This window comes from Prosthecobacter algae, assembly GCF_039542385.1.
GTDB lineage: Bacteria > Verrucomicrobiota > Verrucomicrobiia > Verrucomicrobiales > Verrucomicrobiaceae > Prosthecobacter > Prosthecobacter algae.
Window position 1 is genome coordinate 175,446 of the sequence record NZ_BAABIA010000011.1, and the last position, 22,814, is coordinate 198,259.

The 22,814-nt window shown below is 59.7% G+C and carries 19 protein-coding genes and 1 pseudogene; 8 read left to right on the plus strand and 12 right to left on the minus strand.

Annotated features, from left to right (window positions below):
* Window positions 1-5: 5 nt before the first annotated feature.
* The 5 genes from ABEB25_RS22350 to xerA form a co-directional block, all read right to left on the minus strand.
* Window positions 6-929 carry an ROK family protein gene (locus ABEB25_RS22350; protein WP_345738670.1) on the minus strand — a complete coding sequence of 308 codons (924 nt, stop codon included), beginning with the start codon at window positions 927-929 and terminating at the stop codon, window positions 6-8.
* Window positions 926-1,846, minus strand: coding sequence for a methylenetetrahydrofolate reductase [NAD(P)H] (gene metF, locus ABEB25_RS22355; RefSeq protein WP_345738691.1), 921 nt, complete (start codon window positions 1,844-1,846; stop codon window positions 926-928). The genes ABEB25_RS22350 and metF overlap by 4 nt, the downstream gene beginning before the upstream one ends.
* A gap of 105 nt (window positions 1,847-1,951) precedes the next feature.
* Complete coding sequence (locus ABEB25_RS22360) at window positions 1,952-3,127, minus strand: ABC transporter permease (RefSeq protein WP_345738671.1); 1,176 nt, start codon at window positions 3,125-3,127, stop codon at window positions 1,952-1,954.
* Entirely contained in the window at window positions 3,124-3,786 is a 663-nt protein-coding gene (locus ABEB25_RS22365) for an ABC transporter ATP-binding protein (protein WP_345738672.1), read from the minus strand. The genes ABEB25_RS22360 and ABEB25_RS22365 overlap by 4 nt, the downstream gene beginning before the upstream one ends.
* A gap of 72 nt (window positions 3,787-3,858) precedes the next feature.
* Window positions 3,859-4,761 (minus strand): site-specific tyrosine recombinase/integron integrase, encoded by a 903-nt coding sequence (xerA, locus tag ABEB25_RS22370; RefSeq protein WP_345738673.1) that lies wholly within the window; start codon window positions 4,759-4,761, stop codon window positions 3,859-3,861.
* 153 nt (window positions 4,762-4,914) lie between these two features.
* Between xerA and hisF the strand changes: the two genes are divergently transcribed.
* The gene (gene hisF, locus ABEB25_RS22375; RefSeq protein WP_345738674.1) at window positions 4,915-5,676 is read left to right on the plus strand and encodes an imidazole glycerol phosphate synthase subunit HisF; all 762 of its coding nucleotides are present in this window, start codon (window positions 4,915-4,917) and stop codon (window positions 5,674-5,676) included.
* 15 nt (window positions 5,677-5,691) lie between these two features.
* Here hisF and ABEB25_RS22380 read toward each other — a convergent pair whose 3' ends face one another.
* A complete protein-coding gene (locus ABEB25_RS22380) occupies window positions 5,692-6,834 on the minus strand; it encodes a 5-(carboxyamino)imidazole ribonucleotide synthase (protein WP_345738675.1) in 1,143 nt (380 codons plus the stop codon).
* A gap of 69 nt (window positions 6,835-6,903) precedes the next feature.
* Window positions 6,904-7,401, minus strand: coding sequence for a 5-(carboxyamino)imidazole ribonucleotide mutase (gene purE / locus ABEB25_RS22385; RefSeq protein ID WP_345738676.1), 498 nt, complete (start codon window positions 7,399-7,401; stop codon window positions 6,904-6,906).
* A gap of 74 nt (window positions 7,402-7,475) precedes the next feature.
* Here purE and pyrF point away from each other — a divergent pair, with 74 nt between their 5' ends.
* From pyrF to ABEB25_RS22410, 5 genes are all read left to right on the plus strand, one after another.
* A complete protein-coding gene (pyrF, locus tag ABEB25_RS22390; protein ID WP_345738677.1) occupies window positions 7,476-8,231 on the plus strand; it encodes an orotidine-5'-phosphate decarboxylase in 756 nt (251 codons plus the stop codon).
* An 81-nt stretch (window positions 8,232-8,312) separates the two neighbouring features.
* Window positions 8,313-10,124 carry a bifunctional lysophospholipid acyltransferase family protein/GNAT family N-acetyltransferase gene (locus tag ABEB25_RS22395; protein ID WP_345738678.1) on the plus strand — a complete coding sequence of 604 codons (1,812 nt, stop codon included), beginning with the start codon at window positions 8,313-8,315 and terminating at the stop codon, window positions 10,122-10,124.
* 108 nt (window positions 10,125-10,232) lie between these two features.
* Window positions 10,233-10,796 (plus strand): hypothetical protein, encoded by a 564-nt coding sequence (locus tag ABEB25_RS22400; RefSeq protein WP_345738679.1) that lies wholly within the window; start codon window positions 10,233-10,235, stop codon window positions 10,794-10,796.
* 98 nt (window positions 10,797-10,894) lie between these two features.
* The gene (locus tag ABEB25_RS22405; RefSeq protein ID WP_345738681.1) at window positions 10,895-13,909 is read left to right on the plus strand and encodes an excinuclease ABC subunit UvrA; all 3,015 of its coding nucleotides are present in this window, start codon (window positions 10,895-10,897) and stop codon (window positions 13,907-13,909) included.
* Between the two features lie 66 nt (window positions 13,910-13,975).
* A complete protein-coding gene (locus tag ABEB25_RS22410; RefSeq protein ID WP_345738682.1) occupies window positions 13,976-15,802 on the plus strand; it encodes a hypothetical protein in 1,827 nt (608 codons plus the stop codon).
* A gap of 20 nt (window positions 15,803-15,822) precedes the next feature.
* On the opposite strand, the gene ABEB25_RS22415 is transcribed toward ABEB25_RS22410, so the two are convergent.
* The 4 genes from ABEB25_RS22415 to ABEB25_RS22430 all read right to left on the minus strand — a co-directional run bounded on the left by ABEB25_RS22415 (window position 15,823) and on the right by ABEB25_RS22430 (window position 19,824).
* On the minus strand, window positions 15,823-16,860 hold the full coding sequence (locus ABEB25_RS22415) for a hypothetical protein (RefSeq protein WP_345738683.1): 1,038 nt from the start codon (window positions 16,858-16,860) through the stop codon (window positions 15,823-15,825).
* A gap of 69 nt (window positions 16,861-16,929) precedes the next feature.
* Complete coding sequence (lgt, locus tag ABEB25_RS22420) at window positions 16,930-17,883, minus strand: prolipoprotein diacylglyceryl transferase (protein WP_345738684.1); 954 nt, start codon at window positions 17,881-17,883, stop codon at window positions 16,930-16,932.
* A gap of 69 nt (window positions 17,884-17,952) precedes the next feature.
* Complete coding sequence (locus tag ABEB25_RS22425; RefSeq protein WP_345738685.1) at window positions 17,953-18,846, minus strand: peptidylprolyl isomerase; 894 nt, start codon at window positions 18,844-18,846, stop codon at window positions 17,953-17,955.
* An 87-nt stretch (window positions 18,847-18,933) separates the two neighbouring features.
* Window positions 18,934-19,824, minus strand: coding sequence for a TerC family protein (locus ABEB25_RS22430; protein WP_345738686.1), 891 nt, complete (start codon window positions 19,822-19,824; stop codon window positions 18,934-18,936).
* Between the two features lie 187 nt (window positions 19,825-20,011).
* Here ABEB25_RS22430 and ABEB25_RS22435 point away from each other — a divergent pair, with 187 nt between their 5' ends.
* Entirely contained in the window at window positions 20,012-20,989 is a 978-nt protein-coding gene (locus ABEB25_RS22435; RefSeq protein WP_345738687.1) for a D-alanyl-D-alanine carboxypeptidase family protein, read from the plus strand.
* A gap of 151 nt (window positions 20,990-21,140) precedes the next feature.
* On the opposite strand, the gene ABEB25_RS22440 is transcribed toward ABEB25_RS22435, so the two are convergent.
* A complete protein-coding gene (locus ABEB25_RS22440; RefSeq protein WP_345738688.1) occupies window positions 21,141-21,896 on the minus strand; it encodes a sulfite exporter TauE/SafE family protein in 756 nt (251 codons plus the stop codon).
* Between the two features lie 325 nt (window positions 21,897-22,221).
* Here ABEB25_RS22440 and ABEB25_RS22445 point away from each other — a divergent pair.
* Window positions 22,222-22,814, plus strand: a pseudogene (locus ABEB25_RS22445) (ammonia channel protein); the annotation flags it as partial.

Consider the following 22,814-nt stretch of genomic DNA (forward strand, 5'->3'; position numbering starts at 1 on the left):
GGCTATCAAGATGCTTTGTTGGCCAGGGCCATGCGGCCTAAAGCCATGGAACCTAGCAGGCCAGAACGCCCGCCCAGGCCGGGCCTAACCAAAAACTGCTCAATGTCATGACTCAGTTGCGGTACCGAAAGATAGCCGTTCATGTGCTGCATCAGCTTGCCCTGAATGAGCGGGATGAGGTGAGGCTGCTCCATGACGCCGCCCCCTAGAATGATGCGCTTCGGCGCCAGGGTGAGCGTGAGGTTCATCAGCGCATAACCCATGACGTCGGCCACTTCCTCCCAGGCAGGATGGTCCGGCGGCAGCGCATCCGCCTTCACGCCCCAGCGTTTGGCGATGGATGGACCGCAAACATAACCTTCGACACAGCTCCGGTGGAAAGGGCACTGCCCCTCCCTTTGGATGGCCTGGCTGTTATGCGGTGGCGGCACGATGAGGTGACCGATCTCGGGATGTAGCAGGCCATGCAAAAGCTGGCCGTTCACCAGCACCCCGCCGCCGACGCCAGTGCCGACGGTGATGTAGATCAGAGGGTCCATCCCCTGCCCTGCACCCCAGAGGTATTCGGCGAGCACGGCCGCATTCACATCCGTGTCAAAACCGACGGGCACCTTGAAGCGGTGTTTGAAAAAGCTCACCACATCCGTCTGCTGCCAGTGCGGTTTGGGCGTGGTGGTGATGTAGCCGTAGGTCTCACTGTCGCGGTTCAGATCCACCGGCCCGAAAGTGCCGATGCCGATGGCCGCGATGGGACCATGGGCCACCTTCATTTTGGAGATCCAGTGGCTGACGTTTTCCAGGGTCTCATGGGGCGTGGTGGTGTCAATCCGCGCCGTGTCCAGAATGTTGTGCGGATCTGTGCCTATTCCGCAGACAAACTTGGTGCCGCCCCCCTCGATGGCGACGATCAATGGTGGGGTTTCGCTCATACGGGGCGTACGGCGGCTGAATCACGGATGCCCAGGCTGGCGTAGATCTCACGCGTGGCCTGGGATTTGTTCAGGGTGTAAAAGTGGATGCCATCCACCCCATTTTCGAGAAGGTCACGACATTGCTCGGTGGCGTAGTGCACCCCCACGCGCTGAACGGCCTCCTCGTCTCCGCCGCAGCGCTGGATTGCGCGCAGAAGCTTAGCCGGGTAACGGGCACCAGCGGCGAGTTCCGCCATCCGGCGCATGCCACTGGCGCTTGTGATGGGCATGATGCCCGCGATGATCGGGATGTGGATCCCGGAAAGGCGGCAACGGTCGCGGAAATCGAGGAAGTCGTGGTTGTCGAAGAAAAGTTGGGTGCAGATGTAGTCCGCCCCGGCATCTACCTTAGCCTTCAGATGTTCCATTTCCAACACTCGGTTAGGCGTGGTGGGATGGCCCTCTGGGAAAGCGGCCACACCGATACCAAAACCGCGCTTGTCAGGGTGTGCCCCGCTGTCGTTGAATTTTTTGATGAAGCGCACCAGATCCGCCGCCTGCTGAAAGGCATCCTTCTTGCGGTCATAACCGTCCAGATTTTTTGGCGGATCACCGCCAAGGGCCAGGATGTTGCTGACACCGGCTTCCGCATAGCGCTCCAGGATGGCGGCGATATCGGCCTCGCTGTGGCAGACGCAGGTGAGATGTGGCACGGGATCCAGCGTGGTGGTCTTTTTGATGCGCACCACCAGGTCATGCGTCAGTTCCCGGGTCGAGCCACCCGCACCGTAGGTCACGCTGACAAAGGAGGGCTTGTAGGCCTCCAGTTCACCGATGGTCTGGTAAAGGGCCTCCGAAGCCTCCGCTGTCTTGGGAGGGAAAAACTCAAAGGAAAGCGTGGGGCGCTGGGCAGCAAGAATGTCGGCGATGTGCATCGGGTCGGGAAAGGAGTCGGAGAATCGGCCCATTCAACGCGGGACTCGCGCCGGGGCAAGTCATAGAAACGTCCTGGAGCGTATCTTTGTCACAGCAGTCCTTGGCTACAGCCTCAAAAGCAGCCCCACACCGATATCGGCATTCAGCCATACCAAGGCCGTCATCCCACCTGCAACGGCAAGGCCCAGGGTTGTGACTAGCGCCACCTCCATGAGTTTGGTGAGCACCAGGGCACGGCGGGAGATGCCCAAATCATCCAGGGTGGTAAATTCGCGTCTCCGCAGACGAAAGGTCAGGGCAAAGACCAGGGCCGCGACACTGAGCGCCGCCGCCGCCAGCAGCGCCAGGATCACCAGCGCCAGGGTCTCGATCTGAAAGAGGGTACTCATGAGAGCCTCGAATTCGTCCAGCGGGCGGATGATCTGGGCTGGGTTGTCACTCTTCAGGTAGCGCCCCGCCAGCAAGGCCTCGGCTTTCGCATCGGCAGGTTTCATGAGGATGGCGCTGAGCGGGTAGGCACCAAGGTCCCCATGAAAATGGAAGCTGCTCAGATTTTTTTCCGTGACTTGGTTGAACATGCGCACGCTCGCATTGCCGACGACGTTGCCTTCTTCCTTCGTCAAAATGGCATCCTCGGTGACGAGGTCGTCGTGGCCGTGGGCCAGCCCTTCGATGAGCCAAGTGGTCTTGAGATCGGCAAAGATGGCCTCATCATCCGAAGTGCCGTTGGGGGCCAAAATGCCCGTGATGCGCATTTTCAGCGGGTAAATGCCGGCCAAGTCAAAGACCTGCTCCTGCGAGGAAAAGACATGGCCGCCCACCCCTAGCCCCTGTTTTTTGGCCAAACCCGCGCCGAGGATGCAGTCGCCCAGACGGGCAAACATCCGGCCCTGACTGAGCGTGAGTTTCCGGAAAGTGAAATACTCCAGTTGGGTGCCCACGATGGGGGCATCTTGCGCATGAAAGCGGGTGTAGAGAGGGATGGCGGTGCCGAGTTTCGCCGCGCGTACGTCCTCCAGCACCTTCACCGAGATCATCGGCAAAGGCTGCCGTTTAAAATAAAGCGCCGTCAGTAAAAGATCCAGCGCACTGCCACGGGCCCCAATCACCTGAGGAGTTGAGGCAGCCCGCGCCCGCATGGCAGACTCGGCAGCACTGACAATGACCCGAATGGAAAGCGGCAAGGCCAGCACCAGCCCCAAAGCCGCAGCCAGCAGAAACGTCTGCAACCGATGACGCGCCACGTAGCGCCACGCGAGATGGAGGCAGGCCGAAATCATACCGTGAGATCCTCCACACGCAGTTGCTGGGGGAATAGCGGCATCAGTTCCGTATCATGGGTGACCATGACGAGGCAGGCTTGAGTCTCGCGGGTGTAGTCCAGCAGGAGATTCATGACCAGGCCGCGACGCCCTGCATCCAGGGAGGCAGTCGGTTCATCGGCAAAGACAAACTTGGGCCGATGGGCCAGGGCACGGGCAATGGCCACGCGCTGCCTTTCCCCTTGGGATAAAAGGCTCGTGCGTCGCTGCCAGTGCGCGGAGATTTCGAGGCGCTCGGACAGTTCGCGAGCAGCCTGCGCCCCTGTTTTTTCTCCTTCATTTGCGCCTGGATGAAAGCGCATCGGCAGCAGGATATTTTCCTCCACGGTCAGGTAATCCAGCAGGGCAAAGTCCTGAAAAATGAGACCTATGTTTTGCAGGCGGAACTGGCGGCGGGCCTCGGCTGAAAGGGATGACAGGCGGGTGCTGCCGCAGGTCACCGTGCCGGAGTCCGGGGCCAGCAGGCCGGTCATCAGCCGCAGCAGGGTGGTTTTGCCCCCACCGCTGGGGCCCAGGATGGCCAAAGGCTCCCCGGCCCTGACCGTCAGCGTTTTCACCGCCAGGCCAAAGGCGCTGCCGGGATAGTGAAAACGGAGGTCGGTGACGGCCAGATCCATGCTTGGACAAACCAAACGCCAGTGGCGCGAGCGCAGCAAGTGCCAAGGCATCTTTTTCGGTCTGCGGCGAAGTCAGGCGCGGGGATGCGCAGCATCATACACTTCCTTCATCCGTTGCGTGGAGACATGGGTGTAGATCTGGGTGGTGCTGAGGCTCGCATGGCCCAGCAGTTCCTGCACACTGCGAAGATCGGCCCCATTGTTCAGCAGATGGGTGGCAAAGCTGTGGCGCAGCTTGTGCGGTGTGACATGCACGGGCAGGCCGGATTTTTTCCAATACTTCTCCACCACATCGCCGATGGCTTGGTTGGTGATGCGTTTGCGCAGCTTGCTGAGGAAAAGCGGGCCGCTATGCACCCCGGCTTTCAGCCGGTAACGCTGGATGGCCTCCATGGCCGGAGTACCGATGGGCAGCAGGCGTTCTTTACTACCCTTGCCAAAGACACGCACCGTATCGCTGTAAGAGTCCACATCCTCCACATTCAGTCCGGCGAGCTCGCTCAGGCGCATGCCAGTGCTGTAAAAGAGTTCCAGAATGGCCGCGTCACGCTCCTGCGCCCAGGCCGGGGCGGCACGCTCCTTTTCCAGCTTCATGGGCAGATCCAGCATGTCAGTGATCTGCGTCAGGGTCAGCACGACGGGCAGCTTTTTCTCCTGTTTGGGCAGTTGAATATCCAGCAGCGGATTCGTCTTCCAGCCCTGGCGGCGGGTCAGCCATTTGAAAAAGGAACGCAGGGCGGAAAAGTGGAGGCGGATGGTGGCCCGGCTCATCTCGCGCTTCATTTGGTCGAAGAGATAACGGCGAAAATCATCTGACGTCAGGGCTTCCCAGGAAGTGAAGTTTTTCTGGCCTTCGCGGAAGCTTTTGAGCGCATGCGCATAGTTTTCCAGTGTGCGTGGGGAGGACCGCCGCTCCACTTCCATGAACTGGAAGAAGGCCTCGCTGAGGGCATCGGGCGGGAGCGGGGTGGACATGGGGCTGCTGGGCGATCTGATCGAGGGCTTTAAGGCGTCCAAGGCTAATGGCAAAACGTCCTCCTGAAAAGCCCCCTTGCGCATTTGTAGGGTGCTGCCTCGGGCCTGCCAGCCCTTGACTCTCCCCCTGCTGCCCTTAATCTCATCTTCCCCATGCTCACCAAGCGCATCATTCCCTGTCTCGACGTCAAAGAAGGCCGTGTGGTTAAAGGCACGCAGTTCCTGCAACTGCGGGATGCGGGCGATCCGGTGGAATGCGCAAAGATCTACAATGCCCAAGGCGCGGATGAGCTGGTGTTTTTGGACATCACCGCCAGCCATGAAAAACGAAAGACGATGGTGGATGTAGTCGCCCGCACGGCGGAATCCTGCTTCATGCCCCTAACCGTCGGTGGCGGCATCCGCACCGTGGGGGACATGCGCGAAATGCTTCTGGCTGGCGCGGACAAGGTCGGCATCAACACCTCCGCCGTGACCACTCCTGATGTCATTGACGCGGCTGCGGAAGCCTTTGGCTGCCAGTGCCTGGTGGTGGCGATTGATGCCAAACGAAACGAGCGCGGCTCATGGACGGTTTACACCCACGGGGGACGGACACCGACCGAGCTCGATGCAGTGGAATGGGCCGCCGAAGTCTGCCGCCGTGGAGCGGGGGAAATCCTGCTCACCAGCATGGATTCCGATGGCACCAAGGCAGGCTACGACATCGCCCTGACTCGCGCAGTGAGCGAGGCCGTAACGATTCCAGTCATCGCCAGCGGCGGTGCGGGCAACATGCAGCACATGGCCGATGTCCTCAGCGGTGGCAAGGCAGATGCCGTGCTGGCCGCCAGCATCTTCCACTTTGGCGAATACACCGTGGGCGATGTGAAGCAGTTCCTGAGCAGCCAGGGTGTGCCCATGCGTCTGGTGTGACCGGCGACCGTCCGGTTACAACACCGAACGGATCTGCGTCACCGAATCCAGGGCTTCATCCAGCGTCTCGCCGAGGACGGTGTAGTGACCCATCTTGCGCTTGGCGCGCGCGCTGGCCTTTCCATACAGATGCAGCTTGGCCCGGGGATGGTTCAGCACCGGAGACCAGTCGGGATGCACCAGCTCAGAGGGCCAGACATCACCGAGAAGATTCACCATCACGGCAGGCGTATGCTGGGAAGGATCACCCAATGAAAGGCCGCAGATGGCGCGGAGCTGCTGCTGGAACTGATTGGTCACACAAGCATCAATCGTATAATGGCCGCTGTTGTGCGGACGTGGGGCGATTTCATTGACCATCACGCGGCCCTCGGCGGTCACAAAAAGTTCCACCGCCATGGTGCCCACGTAGTACAGCCCCTCGGCCACGGCTTCCCAAAGTTCCAGGGCTTGTTCGACAATGGCGGGCTCCACCCGTGCCGGGGCCAGGGTGACGTCCAAAATGTGATGCGCGTGCTGGTTTTCCACCACCCCGTGGGTCGCCATGCGGCCATCCACACTGCGAGCACCGACAACGGAGACTTCACAGACAAACGGCACCCACTGTTCCACCACGGCATGATGTCCTTCAAAAGGCTTCCAGGCCTCGGCGAGATCGGTATCCGCATTCACCTTGGCCTGGCCTTTGCCATCATAGCCAAAAGCAGCCGTCTTGATGACGCAGGGGCAGCCCAATTCGGCCACGGCTGTTTCCAACTGGGGAAGGTTTTCGACGATCCGGAATTCGGCACAGGCAATGCCCTTTTCGCGCAGGAACAGCTTTTCGCGCTCCCTGTGCTGCGTGGTGTAGATGGCTTTGCGGCCAGGTCGCAGGGGTTTCACGGCCTCAACGGCCTGGAGGCAGCTATCCGGGATGTTTTCAAACTCAGCCGTGACCACATCCACCTCAGCCAGGAAGCGGTCCAGCGCGGCCTTGTCATCATACGCCGCATTGATTTCCAGGTCGGCCACCTGCCCCGCCGGGCAGCCGGTCGGTTCATCGGTAAAAATCGCCACGCGGTAGCCACTGCGGCGCGCCTCCATGGCGAGCATGCGGCCTAGCTGACCACCACCCAGGATGCCGATGGTGGAAGGAGGAAGGAGGGGCGTGGAGAGCATCGGGGGCAATGAAACAGGGAACAAACGAGGGAGGATCAGCAAAGACAAGAAGGGCGAGCGGTGTGGGGCTTATTCCTTTTCGATTTCAGCCTGGCTTTCCAGGACTTTGGCGGTCTGCTTGTCGCGAAAGGCCTTCAGCTTTTCGGCCAACTCCGGCTGCTCATTGGCGAGCATGGAGACCGCGAACAGTCCAGCATTCAGAGCCCCTGCATTTCCTATAGCAAAGGTAGCCACAGGAATGCCGCCGGGCATCTGCACAATCGAATACAGGCTGTCCACGCCGCTGAGGGCTTTGCTCTGCACCGGCACGCCGAGCACTGGCACTGTGGTCATGCTGGCAGTCATGCCAGGAAGGTGGGCGGCCCCGCCTGCACCTGCGATGATGCATTTGAGCCCGCGAGACTCGGCCGTGGTGGCATAATCATAAAGGAGCTGCGGGGTGCGGTGCGCACTGACCACCTTCTTTTCAAAGGGCACGCCAAAATCCTGCAGCACGCGGGCTGCGTTTTCCAGGGTGGGCCAGTCAGAACTGGAGCCCATGATGATGCCGACGAGGGGTGAACTCATGACGCAACTAGCGCGAAGAAATCACGGCTGCAACCATTTGCCAAAATCACTTACCCTTTCCATGATAGAGTGACATGACCTTCAGAGAGAAACTGGAAAAACGGATTGCGACGACAGGCTCCAACCTTTGCGTAGGGCTGGACGTGCGGATGGATCAGGCCGATGAGACCACCAAGCGGTTCATTATCAAGGTGATTGAGGAAACCGCCCCCCATGCAGCCGCCTTTAAACCCAACTCAGCTTACTACGAGGCAATGGGCTGGAAAGGCATGCGTATTTTATCGCAGGTCCTCAAAGAGATTCCCAAGGACATCCCCATCATTTTCGACGTGAAGCGTGGGGATATTGGTGAAACCCAGGGCTACTATGCCAAATCAGCCTATGACTCTTACGGTGTGGATGCCGTGACCCTGAATGCCTACATGGGCAAAGACACGCTGGAACCCTTTCTGAAGTACCCAGACAAAGGCATCTATCTCTTGGGTGTGACCTCCAACCCAGGGGCAGTGGATGTGGAACTGCAGCCCACCGGAAACCGCAAGGTCTTCGAACTGGTGGCAGACATGACCCAGGCCAGTAAGCAGGTGGGGCTGGTGATCGGCCTGACCAATGCTGCGGAAGATGTGCTTCATCGTACGCCGGATGTTCCCCTCCTCATTCCTGGTCTCGGTGCCCAGGGCGGCGACCTTTCGTCGCTCAAAGGCAGCGGCCGCAAGGCCCCTGTGCTGGTGAACGTGTCGCGCGGCATCATGTACCATCAGGAAGAGCGCAGCGGCTTTGCCACCGTGGCGGCAGACTGGAAACTGCGGATCCAGGAGGCCCTGGCCTAAAGCGACTTTCGTGACAAGAAAGGCACGCTTTGTCAGCTTGCGGGTTTAAAATAGCCCGCAAGCTTGCTGTCAAACTCCTGCATGATCCTCGACCTCCGCAACTACCTGCGCACGCCCCTTCAGCGCGGTGCTTATCAGATTCTCGGGCCCATGCTCGACCGGAGCCTGGGGCTGCGAGGTCTGGACGAGATCTACAACGGGGCCTGCGACCTGCAAAAGAATCACCCGGACGGGCAGACCTGTCGCACGTGGTTCGACTCCGTCCTGAAGACGATGAAGGCCACCTATGCGGTGGAGGCCGGGGCAGATTTTGAATTTCCCAAAAGCGGCCCGCTCATCATCATCGCCAATCACCCGTACGGTATTCTGGATCCCGTGATCCTGTCCCACTACGCCGCTGGGCAGCGGGAGAATGTCAAGGTGATGACGAACTCCATGCTTGCGGCTTTCCCGGCCCTGCGCCCGCACATCATCGCCGTCAATCCCTTTGGAGGCGAAGCCGCCGCACGCAGCAATGTGGGGGCCATGAAAGAGGCGCTGAAGCACCTGAAAGCAGGCGGCACTCTCGTCATTTTCCCGGCAGGTGAGGTTTCCGGTTACAAACCCGGTGCAGGCATTGAGGAACCTGTCTGGAGTTCCCATGTCGGCTCCCTGGTGCGTCGCACCCAGGCTACGGTGCTACCAGTCTTTTTCCCAGGCAGCAACAGCCCTCTTTTCCATGCCGCCGGGCTCATTCATCCACGGCTGCGCACGGGCCTGCTGCTGCGCGAATTTTGCAACAAACGCGATAGCGAGGTAGAGATGCGGGTGGGCACGCCGATTGCCTTTTCCAAGCTGCGCAAATTTGAAGATGACGAGGCGCTCACGAAATACCTTCGCATCCACACCTTTGTACTGGCCAACCGCCGCAAGGCCCTGCCGCCGACGGAGCCGACCTCACCCCTGCTCCCGCCCTCCCGTGAGGTCGCACTGGCCGCCGAACATCGGATGCGCATCCTTCATGAAGTGCAGGCCCTGGCGGAGCGAGGTGGCAGGCTGACCGGACAGGGCAACCTGAGCGTTTACGCCGCCCATTCTCACGAGATTCCGGACACGCTCCAGGAGATCGGTCGCCTGCGCGAAGTCACCTTCCGCAGCGTCGGGGAAGGCACGGGCAATGAAATCGACCTGGACCGTTACGACCGCTACTATCAGCACCTCTTCATCTGGGATGAGGAAAAGCAGCAGATCGCCGGGGCCTACCGCCTGGGGCGTGCGGACATCATCCTGCGCGAATACGGTCCCAAAGGCCTCTACACGAGCACCCTGTTCAAGTTTGAAAAACCGTTCCTCGCGCACCTGGAAAGCGCAGTGGAGATGGGTCGCAGCTTCATCACCAAGGAGTATCAGCGGAACCTCTCTTCCCTGCCCCTGCTTTGGAAAGGCATCGCCCACTGGATGGTGCGCAACCCTGGCTACAAGAAGCTTTTCGGCCCCGTCAGCATCAGCAAGGACTACGACAGCCTCAGCCGAAAAATGATGGTCGAATTCCTCCAGGGCAACTGCCTGCATGAGGACCTCGCCAGCTTTGTCAAACCGCGCAATCCCTTCCGCTACCTACGCAGCCGCCGCCTGATGCGCGAGTTCATCAGCGCCAATCTCCAGGACGTGGACGATTGTTCCGCTCTCATCTCCAGCGTCGAGACCGACGGTAAAGGCATCCCCATCCTGCTGAAGCATTACCTGCGGCTTAGCGGCACCATCCTCAGCTTCAATGTGGACAAGGATTTCTCCTCCGTCATCGACGGCCTCATCCTCGTGGACCTCACCGAGACTGATCCAAAGCTGCTAGCCAAATACATGGGCGAAGAAAACTGCCAAGCGTACCTAGCACGGCATATTGATGCACCGTAGCCGGCACAAGTGATGCGGGCACTCCTGCCTGCTACCGTTTATAGAATGCAGGTGGTTACATCACTTTAGGGTGTTCTTGAATAAGACAGTTTGACATCAAGCTAACTCATGAAGTTCATCCTCATTGTTATCGTAGCTTTGTTCAGCAGTTGCTCGAAGCCAGCGATTGAGGAACAACGCTCGCCCACAACTCATCCGGAGGAATTCACCCCCTTACTCAGGGCTGGATGGCCACCAGAGGGACGGGCCCGCGTTGTGGGCTATCGCTACGACATACCAAGCGGAAGCTACAGCGCAGACCTGCTCTATCACAAATCCGGGAGCGATCAATATCGGCTGCATCACACAAAGCTGGTTGAATTGGCCCGTGCTTCGAAGGACCTCACAGTGCAGCAGACAAACCGACTGCTGAAGGCGACGTTCAACTCAGAGGGGCATACGGGATTCGGTGCTTGCTATCAGCCCCACCATCTTTTTGTCTTCTACGCACCTGACGGCTCCGTTTCCCAGGCAATCGAAATTTGTTTTGAATGCCGAATGATTACGGTCGCTCCTGTTCCTTCAGGGGGACACCAGCCTAGGGCGAACCTCAAGGAGCTTGCCGTCCTTTGCAGTGAACTGGGATTATGGTCGGCCAGCGAATCGGCGGCGGATTACGCATCAAAGCTATAATATCGGATCTGCCAAAGCTCCGATTCCTTGCTGGGATCGCTTCGTCCACATCAACACTCCACTTGCGCACGTCCCGGCCCACTCGTTTATCATAGAGCATGGCGCAGGACTTTATCCGGGTGCGGGGTGCCCGGCAGCACAATCTGAAAAACGTGGATGTGGACATTCCACGGCACAAGCTTGTCGTGCTCACGGGCGTCAGCGGCAGCGGCAAGTCGTCCCTGGCCTTTGACACCCTGTATGCCGAGGGCCAGCGGCGCTATGTGCAGAGCCTTTCGGCCTATGCCCGGCAGTTTTTGGACCAGCTGGAAAAACCGGACGTGGATTTCATCGAGGGGCTGTCTCCGGCGGTGGCCATTGAGCAGGTGCACAGCGCGCCGAATCCGCGCAGCACTATCGCCACGGTGACGGAGATCTACGATTACCTGCGCGTTCTCTATGCCGTGACCGGGCAGCCGCATGATCCGGAAACCGGGGAACGGTTGATCAAAAACACCCCGGCGGAGATTGGCGAGCGCTTGCTGCAATTGGGCGAAGGCACCCGTGTGGTGGTCCTGTCGCCGCAGGCTCCTTCGGATGGGGCCACTCTGCGGGCCTTGTTTGAAAAGCTGCGCCGTCAGGGGTTCGTTCGCGTGCGCCTGGATGGCGAGATCGTGGAGCTGGAGGAAGAGCTGAAACCGAGTCTGCGCGAGGAACATCGGGTCGAAATTGTGGTGGACCGCTTGGTCATCCGAGAAGGTGTTAAGGCACGGCTCATGGAGAGCATCGAGGCCGCCCTGCGCTGGAATGAAAATGAGGTGCAGTTTCTGGTGAGCGGAGGGGAGCGCGCCAGTGCTTCTCCCGAAGAAATTCTCAGCTTCACCACGGCCTATGCAAATCCGCGCACGGGTTATGTCATCGAAAAGCTGACGCCGCAGCACTTCTCCTTCAATACCCACATCGGGGCCTGCCCGACCTGCGAGGGAGTGGGTACGCTGATGGCCCCTGATCCGGGACTGATTGTACCAGAGCCGGAGCTTTCCATCAAAGACGGCGCGGTAAAAACCTGGTGGTCGCGAAACCCCAAGCTGAAGGCCCTTCACCAGCGCGGGGTCGAGGCGCTGGCCAAGCACATGGGCGTCTCCGTGGAGGCTCCTTTCAAAGGGTTGCCACAGGCCTTCAAAGAGGCTCTTTTTCATGGCACGGGAGATCAGGCCATTGCCACGGGCTGGGCAACCGGGGCCAACAAACGCAGCCTGGCCAAACCCTATGAAGGCCTGCTGAAGGAGGCCGAACGGCTGCATGCCAATGCTGAGAGCGACGCGCTGCGCACCCAGCTCGCCCGCTACATGAATCCCCTGCCCTGCCCGGCCTGTGCGGGCAAACGGCTGCGGCGGGAAAGCCTGGCCGTGGTGCTGGGTTCCGGGTTCGCCGCAGGGAGCGACCTAACCAAAGATGCTCAAACGGAGGGCAGTTCGCTCAACATCCATGAACTGTGCTCGCTCCCCATCCGGGATGCGCTTGGCTGGGTCCAGGCCTTGACGCTGACCGAGCACCAGCGCAGTTACGTGGAGGAGTTGCAGAAGGAGATTCTCAAGCGGCTCGACTTTCTGGAACAAGTGGGTTTGGGCTATCTGGCGCTGAACCGCGAAAGCGGCACGCTGTCTGGCGGGGAGATGCAGCGAATCCGGCTGGCCACGCAGATCGGCGCAGGTTTAGCAGGAGTCCTCTACGTGCTGGATGAGCCCAGCATCGGCCTGCATCCCGCCGATACGGAGCGCCTCATCCGCACGCTGCTGCGCCTGCGGGATCTGGGCAATACCGTGCTAGTCGTGGAGCATGACGAGGCCATGATGCGTGCGGCGGACCATGTCATCGAGATGGGCCCCGCAGCCGGGGTTCACGGGGGGCAGCTCATCGCCCAGGGCACGCCCGCCGAAGTCATGGCCACCAAGGCCAGCCTCACCGGGGCCTATCTCAGTGAGCAGCTTCGCATCACCCCGCCCTCCGGCAGAGTGTCCCCGAAAGGTCCGCTGGGCAGCACCCGGGCAGCGCCCAGGGCGGAGGCATCCATCTTCAGTTCCCAGGCCAAAAAGAAGGCGCGTGCCGAGGCCTTTGCCCTGAGTACCGGCCCCATGGTGGCCGACTGGCTCACCATCCATGATGCCACCGAGCATAACCTCAAGCATGTCACAGCCTCCTTTCCAGTCGGTTGCCTGACGGCGGTGACGGGCCCTTCCGGCAGCGGCAAGTCCACCTTGATCAATCGCATCCTCATGCGCGCCCTGCAGCGGCATTTTTACCATGCCAAGGATGAGCCCGGCAGGCATGAGGGCATCACCGGGATCGAGGCTTTTGACAAGGTGGTGGTCATTGACCAGTCCCCCATTGGACGCAGCCCGCGCAGCAACCCGGCCACCTACACGGGGGCCTTTGGTCCTATCCGTGAGCTGTTTTCCAATCTGCCTCTGGCTCGCGTGCGCGGTTATGAGGCGGGCCGTTTCAGTTTCAATGTGGCCGGGGGCCGCTGTGAAAAATGCCAGGGCGACGGCCAGATCAAAATAGACATGCACTTCCTGGCGGATGTGTACGTGACCTGCGATCACTGCCACGGCAAACGCTACAATGCCGAGACGCTGGAGATCACCTTTAAGGGGCGCAACATCGCCGAGGTGCTGGAGATGACCGTCAGCGAGGCCTCGCGCTTTTTTGGCAAGGCCAGCGCCATCGCGGAAAAACTGCGCACGCTGGAGGAGTGCGGCCTCGGTTACGTCCGCCTTGGGCAGGCTGGCAATACCCTTTCGGGAGGGGAGGCGCAGCGCATCAAGCTTTCGGCTGAACTGGCCCGCCGGGCCACCGGCAACACGCTCTATGTCTTGGATGAGCCGACCACCGGCCTGCATTTTGCGGATATTCAGACGCTGCTCCAGGTGCTGTTCCGCCTGCGGGATGCGGGCAATACGGTCATCGTGATCGAGCATCATCTGGATGTGATCCGCTGTGCGGACTGGATCGTGGACCTGGGGCCCGGCGGGGGCAACCAGGGCGGCAGCATTGTCGCCGTCGGCACCCCGGAACAGGTGGCCGAGGCCACCGACAGCGCCACGGGGCGGTTTCTCAAAGAGGAAATTTAACCGTGACGAGGCGGGCAGCGTTCGTTATCTTGGTACTCTCCCCCAACCGCCCCCTCCTTTTCCGCAGTGCTCACCAACCAGACGATTGATCCGAATCAAAACGGACAGCCGAAGCCTTTCATCCTCTTCCGTCCCTTCGTGGCCGTCTGGCACTGGATGGTGCCACCCACCCAGGCACACCGGGACCGCCAGTCCAAGACCGCCCGCTGGGCAGCCAGGATCGGTGTGGGGACCTTCTGCCTGACTCTGATGGGTCTGGGCATCTACTATGCCAAGCCGATCCAGGACGGCTACCAGGACTGGCAGGCAGAAAAAATGGTGAACGAATCCCGCCAACTGGCCGAAGACGGACAGATCGTGAATGCGGTGTTCAAAGCCCAGGAAGCCTACAAAGTGGCGCCGGACAACGTCAATGCCATCCGCCTGAATACCGAGTACCTCACCGCCATGAAACGGCCTGAGGCCCTGTTTTTCCTCGACCGATTGGAATCCAAAGGAGCCACCGAGCTGAAAGACAAGCAGACTCGCGTGAAGGCCCTACTGAATCTGAATCGCGGGAAAGAGGCCGCCACGCTGCTGGAGGAGGTGCTGGCCCTTGCGCCCACGGATTCCATGTCGATGAAACTTGCCGAGCAGGTCTGGAGCAGCAGCCAGCAAAGTTCTGTCCTGCTCAAGACCCTGAAGACGTATGCGGAGAAGCATCCTGAAGACACCGGGCACAGCCTGCGTGTGGCCAGGCTGCAGACGGAATCGGCCAATCCTGGCGAACGTGCCGAGGGCATGCGCCGGGCCTGGACTGTGGCAGAGCGGGAGGATGCCGATGGTCTGGCCGCGCTGGAGTTTCTCGACAGCTTCGAAGTCCTGCCTCCAGAGGAGGCCGCCCGTCTGATCGAAAAACTGCGCAGCCACCCCAAGACCACGGGCCGGCACCAAGTGGCAGCCCTAAAACGCAAACTGCAAATGAACCCTGCCCAAAAGGTGCAGTTGGTCCAAGAGGCCATTGACCTCGCCCGTGGCAAAACCCGCGAAGACCTTGTGCCCATGGTGCGCTGGCTGGTGGAGCAGAAGGAATTTCTGCAAGTGCTGGCCCTGGTCAACGAAGAGGATGCCAAGGCTTTCCAGCCCCTGCTGGAAAACTACCTCACCGCCCTGACCATGCTGCAACGTTTCAATGACTTGGAACGTCTGGTGAAGGATCCCAAGGTGGAGGCCATCCTGAACCAAAGCGTGAGCGCTTTTTACCGCGCTCACCTCGCCTTTGTGATGCGGAAGCCCACCGATGAAGTCCGCCGAGCCCTTACCGCCGCGAGGAATGCGGCCGACTTTGAACGGCGTGGTGATCTTTCCATGAAAATCGCCGAGTATGCCGAGGCCCGAGGCTACTCAGACATCGCCGAAAGCGCCTATAAAAGCGCGGCCTTGAATCCCCGGACTGACCGCCTGGGTTACCAGGGACTGCTGCGCGCCTCTGAGGCCAATGGCAATACCGAAGGCCTGCTGGAAGCCGCGACTGAGGCTGCGCGTCGCTGGCCCGATGATCCTGTTTATGTCGAGCGCTTCCTCTATGTAAACCTCCTCACCGGACGGCAGCTTGAACTCACCCTCAATGAAACCCAAAAGCTGCTGCAGCAACGTCCCGAGGACCACCTGCGCCGTCTTCTGGTGGCGCTGGCCCACTGGCGGATGAAGGATGTGGAATCGGCCACCGCCCTGCTGCGCGATCTGGATGTGGGCAGCCTCTCCCCCGGCCAGAAAGCCATCCTCGCCGCCATGGCCCGTGGCAGCAACGCCAAGAACGCCGCCGATGCGGCCAAGAGCGTGGTGCAGACCATCGAGGCCCAGGCAAAAATGCTGCCTGAGGAGCGTGCCTTTTTAGAAAAGGCTACGTTTTGAGGTAGCCACCCAATGTTCGTCTAAACGAGGTGCCGTCCCAGGGTCACCTCGAGATTCCGCTCCACCACCGCGCCCATGCTTGTGCAGGTGTCGAAGGCCTCCGTATTGTGGTATTCGCCCAGTTCCTTGGCGAGCTGGGCCACCTTGTCCGCTGGCTCGCGCGGATTGTTTTTCATGATCTGCAGCAGTGCCGTGATGCGCTGATGCTCACTGATGTAACGGCGGGCGATCAGGCTGCGCTCCTCGTCCTGGTACTGGTTCATCGTGGGCAGGTTCAGCAGCTTGCCGCACAGCCACACGACGGGGTTGTTCTCTTTGAAAAACTGCGGCAGGTAGATGCTGCGCCGCCCCTCATAACTCTGCTGGTCAAAGTCAATCGCCCGCACGCGATACTGCACGTCCTCAAAGTCCGGCGTGATGTCGATGACATAGTTGTAGCTGCGCATGTCTCCCAGCAGACGGAGGAAGCAGCGCTCGCTGAACTTCACAAACTCCTTGGCAATGCGCACCTTGTTCACGTCAGGACGGTCCAGATGATCGCGAATGAAAACATCCCCCGGAACGCCGGCGATGTGCTCTTCCACCAGGGTGTTGCGCTGCGCCAGGTAGTTGATGCGGTTGGGTGAAAGCAGATGCTCCAGCTCCAGGCCATAGACGCGGGAGGCATCGGCCGTTTTCACATAAAAATGGTCATAGTTGTCGTTATACTGGTTGACCACCCGGATGCGGAAAGGTCGTGAATTGCCAAACTCACAGTAGTCCACCCGCTCCACAAAAAGGTGTGGCACAGCGTGGAGATCCCCCGTTCGCAGCAGGGAGTAAATGCTAGTTAGGCGGGGATACAGTTCATCCTGCATCTGTCGCGGGTACAAGACGCTGGACCAGTGGGTGGGGTTGCCGTTTTTGTCATCCAGCGGATAGCTTTCGGTAAAGCCCAGCAGGTCCTTGTAGGAGGCTGGCAGCGAGTAGTGGCGGCCGAACTCATCCAGATAGGTTTCCAGCTCATCCGTCAGCGGGAGGAACTCTTTGCGCTTGGTGATGAGGACGTCGGAAGACATGGCCGTTTACCATGGCGTGATGCATTCCTCAGTCCAGCAGGAGCATGAAAATGCACGCGAGGCCAAGATTCAGCGCGCCAGGGACGCTTTGGGGGCTCCCCGGAAGCAGCCGTAGGCGATGAACGCTGCTCCGATGGCAATCATGAAGACCGAGAAGAACTGACCGCGTGTGAGCCCCATGATCATTTCAGAACCAGAATCGGGCTGGCGGACGAACTCCAGACTGATGCGGGCGATGGCGTAGAGGATGAAAAACAGACCCGTGAGAATGCCATGGGGGAGGCGGGGATAACGCAGCCGCACGGCCAGCAGAATGGCGGAGAGGAAAAGTCCCTCGCCCAGGGCTTCATAAAGCTGCGACGGATGGCGCGGGTGCAGCATGGCCTCCAGCCCGGCCACACCCTCCGGCTGCGTTTTGAAAAACGCGATGATCTCCGGGCTGTGCTGCATTCCTGGAGGCAGTGACATCACCTCCTTGCCGCCCTGGACCACGAAGTCTTCATGGAGCAGCTCCGTGGGGAATTTCATGGCCCAGGGGACCGTGGTCACCCGGCCAAACAGCTCGCCATTGATGAAGTTCGCGATGCGTCCGCAAAAGATGCCCAGAGGGGCACCGCAGACGAGGGTGTCGCCCAGCCCAGTCCAGGAAATCTTATGCCGCCGCGCATACCAAAGGAGAAACAGGGCCACCCCGGCAATGCCGCCATGGCTGGCCATGCCGCCCTGGTTCAGCAGGAAAAGGCTCCAGGGTGCTGCGATAAAGCGATCCCAGTCATAGAGCAGCATGTAACCCAGACGACCACCCAGCACGACCCCGAACAGGGCCACCATGGTGATGAAATCGGCCACCTGATCCGGCTTGATCTCAGAAAGCCCCCGCCGGGCCAGAAACAGCATCACCCGATAGGCCAGATAAAACCCAAGCACGTAGGCCAGCCCATACCAATGCACGGCAAAACTGTCGGTGAAACGGATGACGTAGGGGCTGAGATCGTGCAGGTAATAGGCGAGGAGATCGGTCATGCGGGCAGGCTTAAGGCTTTCGGGTCAAATGAGCGACCTGGCAAGCGACGGATGTGTCGAAGGGACTCTTCAGTGTCCGCCGCTTTCCCCCGCTTCATCCGGGTCGGTATCTTCGATTTTCGCCTCGCTTTTGAGCTGGGCGATGAACTCATTGAACCGGGTGTCTTTGTGGGATTCCAGCAAACGCTGGCGCACGGCCTCCTTGACGGCGGCAAAAGGGATGGCCTCCGGGGATTTGCGCCCCAGCACCGTGCAGAGATGAAAACCGAGCTGGGTGGTGAAGACGGGGCTGATTTCCCTATCGTTCATGGAAAAGGCGATGACCTCGAACTCCTCCATGAATTCCCCGCGCTTGAACCAGCCCAGGTCGATCTGCTGCTGTTCATCGGCCCGGTGCTCCTCCGCCAGCGTCATAAAGTCCGCCCCAGCCAGCAATTGGGTGCGCAGTTCCCGCATGGTCTTGAAGACTTCGTTACGGCTCTGGGCACCCTGCAGGTTTTTGGTGATGTGGGCTACGCGGATGATTTCCTCCGTCATGTAGAGGGGCAGATTGCTCTCGTAGGCGGCGGTCAGCTCTTCTTCCGAATAGTCTGGATCCGCGCCATAGATGTCCCCCAGCATCTTGTCCAGCCGCACGCCGCCTTTCACATTCTCCCGCACCACGGCCTCATCCTTGTACGGCATGCCGATGTTCATGTAGAACTGGGTTTCGCCACCTGCCTCCTCAATGAGCTTTTGCAGGCGTGCGCTGACATCCTCATCCGAGACTTCCGGGAAGCGTTTGACGGACTCCTGGTTCAGCAGCACGCGGGAGACGAGATTGTCTTTGGCATATCCGCGAAACTCCTGGTCACGCTCACAGCAGGCCACCTGGAGCATGCGCTCATAGTGCCCCTTCACATTGCGGAATTCTCCTTCGATGACTTCGTCGTCAATTTCTTCGCCGTTAATGATCAGTGCCATGCCGCACACGGAGCGCGGAGGCAGGGGCGAGGCAAGGTGAAAGTGGCATCATCCAGGCGGATGCCCGGCCTCCCAGGCCGGGGTAACTCAGGCCAGAGGCGGCTGCGGAGAGTTTTCCTCTTCTTCATCCTTCTTCTCAGGCACCGGTTTCGGCTTGGGAAGGATGCGATGAACCAGGGAAGATGCGGATTTGAAAGGAATGAACAGCACCATGAACAAGTTGCCGATGATGAGATCGTAAAGCCTCACTGGCAGCATCAACACCTGCAAGATCGGCTTCAGGATGGTCTTCACCATAGGCTTCTTGGAGTACAGCAGTGACAGGCCAATGATGGACACGATGCCCACGAATTTCATGAGCGTGGTGATGTCCACATGGAAGGTGAGCTCCGTCACCAAAATCAGGCCGACATAGCCAATGAGCAAAAAGGCGGTGTGTTCCAGGATGGGGAACTTTTCGATCAACCCGATGCAGTAACCCGCCACGAAGCGCAGGGCCAGGATGCCAATAAAAACGCCGGTAAACACCACCCACAGCTCATCGCTGAGAGCTACGGCGGCGACGACGTTGTCCACCCCCAGGCTGAGATCCATCAGCTCAATGGAGGCGACCGTTCCCCAGAAGCCGCGTTTGATGGTATCCGTCCCATTCTGCTCTGCGTGGGCGTTTTTGTGCGCCGTGGCCAGGTGATGGGCCATGAGGTGAATGAGGTAGGCCGCACCCGCCATTTTCAGCCACGGATTTTGAATGATGTAGGTGGCGAAAAGCAGGGCCAAGCCACGGAACACGTACGCCCCGATGATGCCGACCCGCAGTGCCCAGAACTTTTGATGATGCGGAAGGTGGGCCGCCATGGCGGCAATCGCCAAGGCATTGTCCACAGACAGGAGGCCTTCGATGATGATGAGTGAGATGATAACCGGGAGGGCCTCGGTCAGGATCTGCCAGACAGCAGGAGAGAAGATTTCCGCAAGCATCAGTGAATATGTGACATGAATACGCGCTTTATTGTTGAAATGCGTGCCCCATGGTCACGATTTTTAGCCCACATTGGACTGGCAGTCAAGGTTGACACCCGGCAGCCTGCCCTCCTAGATGAAGAAGAGTTCTGCGACGGCACCAAACTTGCGTCGCCATCCCTGTCCCCCCTTCGTTTTTTTGAGTATGTTTTCTTTTTCCACCCATTTCCTGCGGCTGGCAGCCCCGGTGATCCTGGTTTCCCTGCTTTCGGCCTGTTCGAACCCTCAAAACCCCGTGCGCTCGGCCGGTGACTTCAGCGGTAACGGAGGGTATTCACAGACGGCTTACCCGATCGCCCAGCCCGCAGCTTATCACCCCGGCTGGGATGTGGAAGGTGAACCGATGTTTGTGGCGGCCTCCAACACGCCATCCATCCGTGCCTCCTCCTACCTGCTGATCGATGCGCACACGGGCAAGCATCTGGCCTCAAAAAATGCGGAAACCGCCCGCGCCGTGGCCAGCACCCAGAAACTGGTGACCGCCCTCGTGGTGCTGGATGCGGGCAATCTTGACAAGCCCGTGAAAGTCATGGCCTCGGATGTGAAGGTGGAGCCCACCTGCCTGGGATTGCGCCCCGGTGAGGTCTATACCCGCAGGCACCTGCTGTATGCCTTTCTCATCAAAAGCTGCAACGACGTGGCCAATGTGCTGGCCCGAGACAATGCAGGCAGCATCAGCGCCTTTGCCGCCAAGATGAACGCCAAGGCTAGATCCCTCGGCTGCTCGAAGTCGAATTTCAAAAATCCCCACGGCCTCACCGCTCCGGGCCAGTACTCCACCGCCCGCGACATGGCGCGGATCGCCATGGCAGCCTATCGCAATCCCATCGTCCGGGACGCCGTGCGCCGCCAATACTACACCTTCCGCAAAAACAACGGTAGCACAGTGACTCTGAAGTCCACGAACAATCTCCTGGGCAACATGCCAGAGTGCAACGGCATGAAAACGGGCTACACCGTGGCCAGTGGTCGCTGCCTGATCTCGACCGCCAGTTCCCGTGGCCGGGACGTGATTCTCGTTCAGTTAGGCACCAAGACCAAATACATCTGGGATGACGGTCGCCTGCTCATGTCCTGGGGCCTGCAACGCGCCAAAGGCGGCGGTTTGACTGCCTCCAATTGATCGCCTTAAGACCAAAAAAGGACGATGGATGACCTTTGGGACGTTGCCCCAGTGTCATAAGCGATGGAACCAATCATCAGAGAATGCCTGCATTGTCCTTGAATGGACTTCAGGAAAGAGCACTTCCATCTGTTCCGCTTTGTTGCTGAGGTCAGATCCAGGTCGAATATCCGAGCGCCTTCAGCAAGGTGCGCAGGCTCATGAGGACCACCAAAACACCAACCACGACCATCATGGGCCGTTGAGGCAGCCGTTTGGTCATGAAAGCGCCGAACGGAGCTGCAACCACGCCCCCGAGGGCCAGACCCGCAATGACCTGCCAGTGGCCTAAGCCAATGCTGAGGAAAAAGGTCAATGAGGCCGACAGGGTGACAAAAAACTCCACCGCATTCACACTGCCCACGGCATGGCGCAGCGAATTACCCCGCACAATGAGATTGGTGGCCACAATCGGTCCCCAGCCGCCACCGCCAACAGCATCCAGAAAGGAGCCGATCAAGGCCAGCGGTGTCAGTTTGGTCGTCACTTCACGTGGAGGAAACGCCATGAACGCCTTGATAATGATGACCAGGCCCATGATCAGCAGGTAGCCCGAAATGTAAGGCTTGATCATGTCACCATCGATCATGCTGAGTGTGTAGGCACCCACGGCTGCTCCGATGATACCAGGGATCAAAAGTCGGCGAAAAAGGTCTTTGCTGATGTTTCCGAAGGCATGGTGGGAAATGGCCGAAGCCCCGGTGGTGAAGCACTCCGCCGCATGAACGGTGCTGCTGACCACGGCAGGCGGCACCCCCCAGCCCATCAGCAGGCTGGAAGCCGTGATGCCATAGGCCATTCCCAGAGCCCCATCAATAAGCTGGGCCACGAAACCGGCGATGACATAGATGTAAAAATCTTCGGACATAGAATCCTGCGCGAACAGGGAGCGCGCGCTGTCGGTCTTTCAGGGGTGAGTTTCAAGTGAAACCTTTGGGGCAGGAACGCCCTGAGAATCCTCAAGCCGCCTAGGGCACCCTCAAGCACACCGATCAGGCCAGAGATACCAGCCCGCACACATCAAGAGGGCTGTTGTGACGCAGGCAAAACTATTCCGCCTGGGCGCAAAGACTGCAAAATGAATGATCCCCAAACTTGGCACGGCCAATGCTTTGCATCCGGGGAGTGGCGGAAATCAGGGATAACCCCCAGGTAGCCACCTCTCCCAAACAACACCGATCCAACCCATAAACATGATGCGAATCCTGCCCCACTGGCGCACGTTCACGTGCGGACTCCTGGCATCCGCCGTTCTCCTGAGCGGCGATATCCTTGCCCAAGACGCAGCTCCAGCGCCCGCCCCGGCGCCAGCGGCTGCCCCTGCTCCGACTCCAGCGCCCGCACCGGTCGCCGTCCCGGCTCCCGAGCCTGCTGCGGCCCCTGCTGCTGAAGCCCCCGCCGGACCCACCGTTGAACAGCGCATCTTTGACTTGGAGAAGTACGTGCAGAACGTGCAGCCAGGCAAAGACGGTGACACCACTTGGACTTCCAACATCGCCGGCCCTGGCCCGGGCCACAATGCCTGGCAGATGACCAGCACCGCCCTCGTGATCTTCATGACCCTCCCCGGTCTGGCTCTCTTCTACGGCGGTCTCGTCCGCAAGAAGAACGTCCTCTCCGTCATCGCCCAGTGCATGGGTATTGCTGGTCTGGTCACCCTCCTCTGGTGGGCCTGCGGTTACAGCCTCTCTTTCGGCGCAGGTGAAGGCAAAACAATGCCCTTCATCGGTGACATGACCTACAAGTTCCTGGAAGGCGTGTCCCCATACGCCTCCGGTGCTGGCTA

What these genes read in the sequence shown, in the direction of transcription:
- ABEB25_RS22350 (WP_345738670.1), bottom strand. Translation starts at nt 929, where the DNA reads ATGAGCGAAACCCCACCATTGATCGTCGCCATCGAGGGGGGCGGCACC.
- metF (WP_345738691.1), bottom strand. Translation starts at nt 1,846, where the DNA reads ATGCACATCGCCGACATTCTTGCTGCCCAGCGCCCCACGCTTTCCTTT.
- ABEB25_RS22360 (WP_345738671.1), bottom strand. Translation starts at nt 3,127, where the DNA reads ATGATTTCGGCCTGCCTCCATCTCGCGTGGCGCTACGTGGCGCGTCAT.
- ABEB25_RS22365 (WP_345738672.1), bottom strand. Translation starts at nt 3,786, where the DNA reads ATGGATCTGGCCGTCACCGACCTCCGTTTTCACTATCCCGGCAGCGCC.
- xerA (WP_345738673.1), bottom strand. Translation starts at nt 4,761, where the DNA reads ATGTCCACCCCGCTCCCGCCCGATGCCCTCAGCGAGGCCTTCTTCCAG.
- hisF (WP_345738674.1), top strand. Translation starts at nt 4,915, where the DNA reads ATGCTCACCAAGCGCATCATTCCCTGTCTCGACGTCAAAGAAGGCCGT.
- ABEB25_RS22380 (WP_345738675.1), bottom strand. Translation starts at nt 6,834, where the DNA reads ATGCTCTCCACGCCCCTCCTTCCTCCTTCCACCATCGGCATCCTGGGT.
- purE (WP_345738676.1), bottom strand. Translation starts at nt 7,401, where the DNA reads ATGAGTTCACCCCTCGTCGGCATCATCATGGGCTCCAGTTCTGACTGG.
- pyrF (WP_345738677.1), top strand. Translation starts at nt 7,476, where the DNA reads ATGACCTTCAGAGAGAAACTGGAAAAACGGATTGCGACGACAGGCTCC.
- ABEB25_RS22395 (WP_345738678.1), top strand. Translation starts at nt 8,313, where the DNA reads ATGATCCTCGACCTCCGCAACTACCTGCGCACGCCCCTTCAGCGCGGT.
- ABEB25_RS22400 (WP_345738679.1), top strand. Translation starts at nt 10,233, where the DNA reads ATGAAGTTCATCCTCATTGTTATCGTAGCTTTGTTCAGCAGTTGCTCG.
- ABEB25_RS22405 (WP_345738681.1), top strand. Translation starts at nt 10,895, where the DNA reads ATGGCGCAGGACTTTATCCGGGTGCGGGGTGCCCGGCAGCACAATCTG.
- ABEB25_RS22415 (WP_345738683.1), bottom strand. Translation starts at nt 16,860, where the DNA reads ATGTCTTCCGACGTCCTCATCACCAAGCGCAAAGAGTTCCTCCCGCTG.
- lgt (WP_345738684.1), bottom strand. Translation starts at nt 17,883, where the DNA reads ATGACCGATCTCCTCGCCTATTACCTGCACGATCTCAGCCCCTACGTC.
- ABEB25_RS22425 (WP_345738685.1), bottom strand. Translation starts at nt 18,846, where the DNA reads ATGGCACTGATCATTAACGGCGAAGAAATTGACGACGAAGTCATCGAA.
- ABEB25_RS22430 (WP_345738686.1), bottom strand. Translation starts at nt 19,824, where the DNA reads ATGCTTGCGGAAATCTTCTCTCCTGCTGTCTGGCAGATCCTGACCGAG.
- ABEB25_RS22435 (WP_345738687.1), top strand. Translation starts at nt 20,012, where the DNA reads ATGTTTTCTTTTTCCACCCATTTCCTGCGGCTGGCAGCCCCGGTGATC.
- ABEB25_RS22440 (WP_345738688.1), bottom strand. Translation starts at nt 21,896, where the DNA reads ATGTCCGAAGATTTTTACATCTATGTCATCGCCGGTTTCGTGGCCCAG.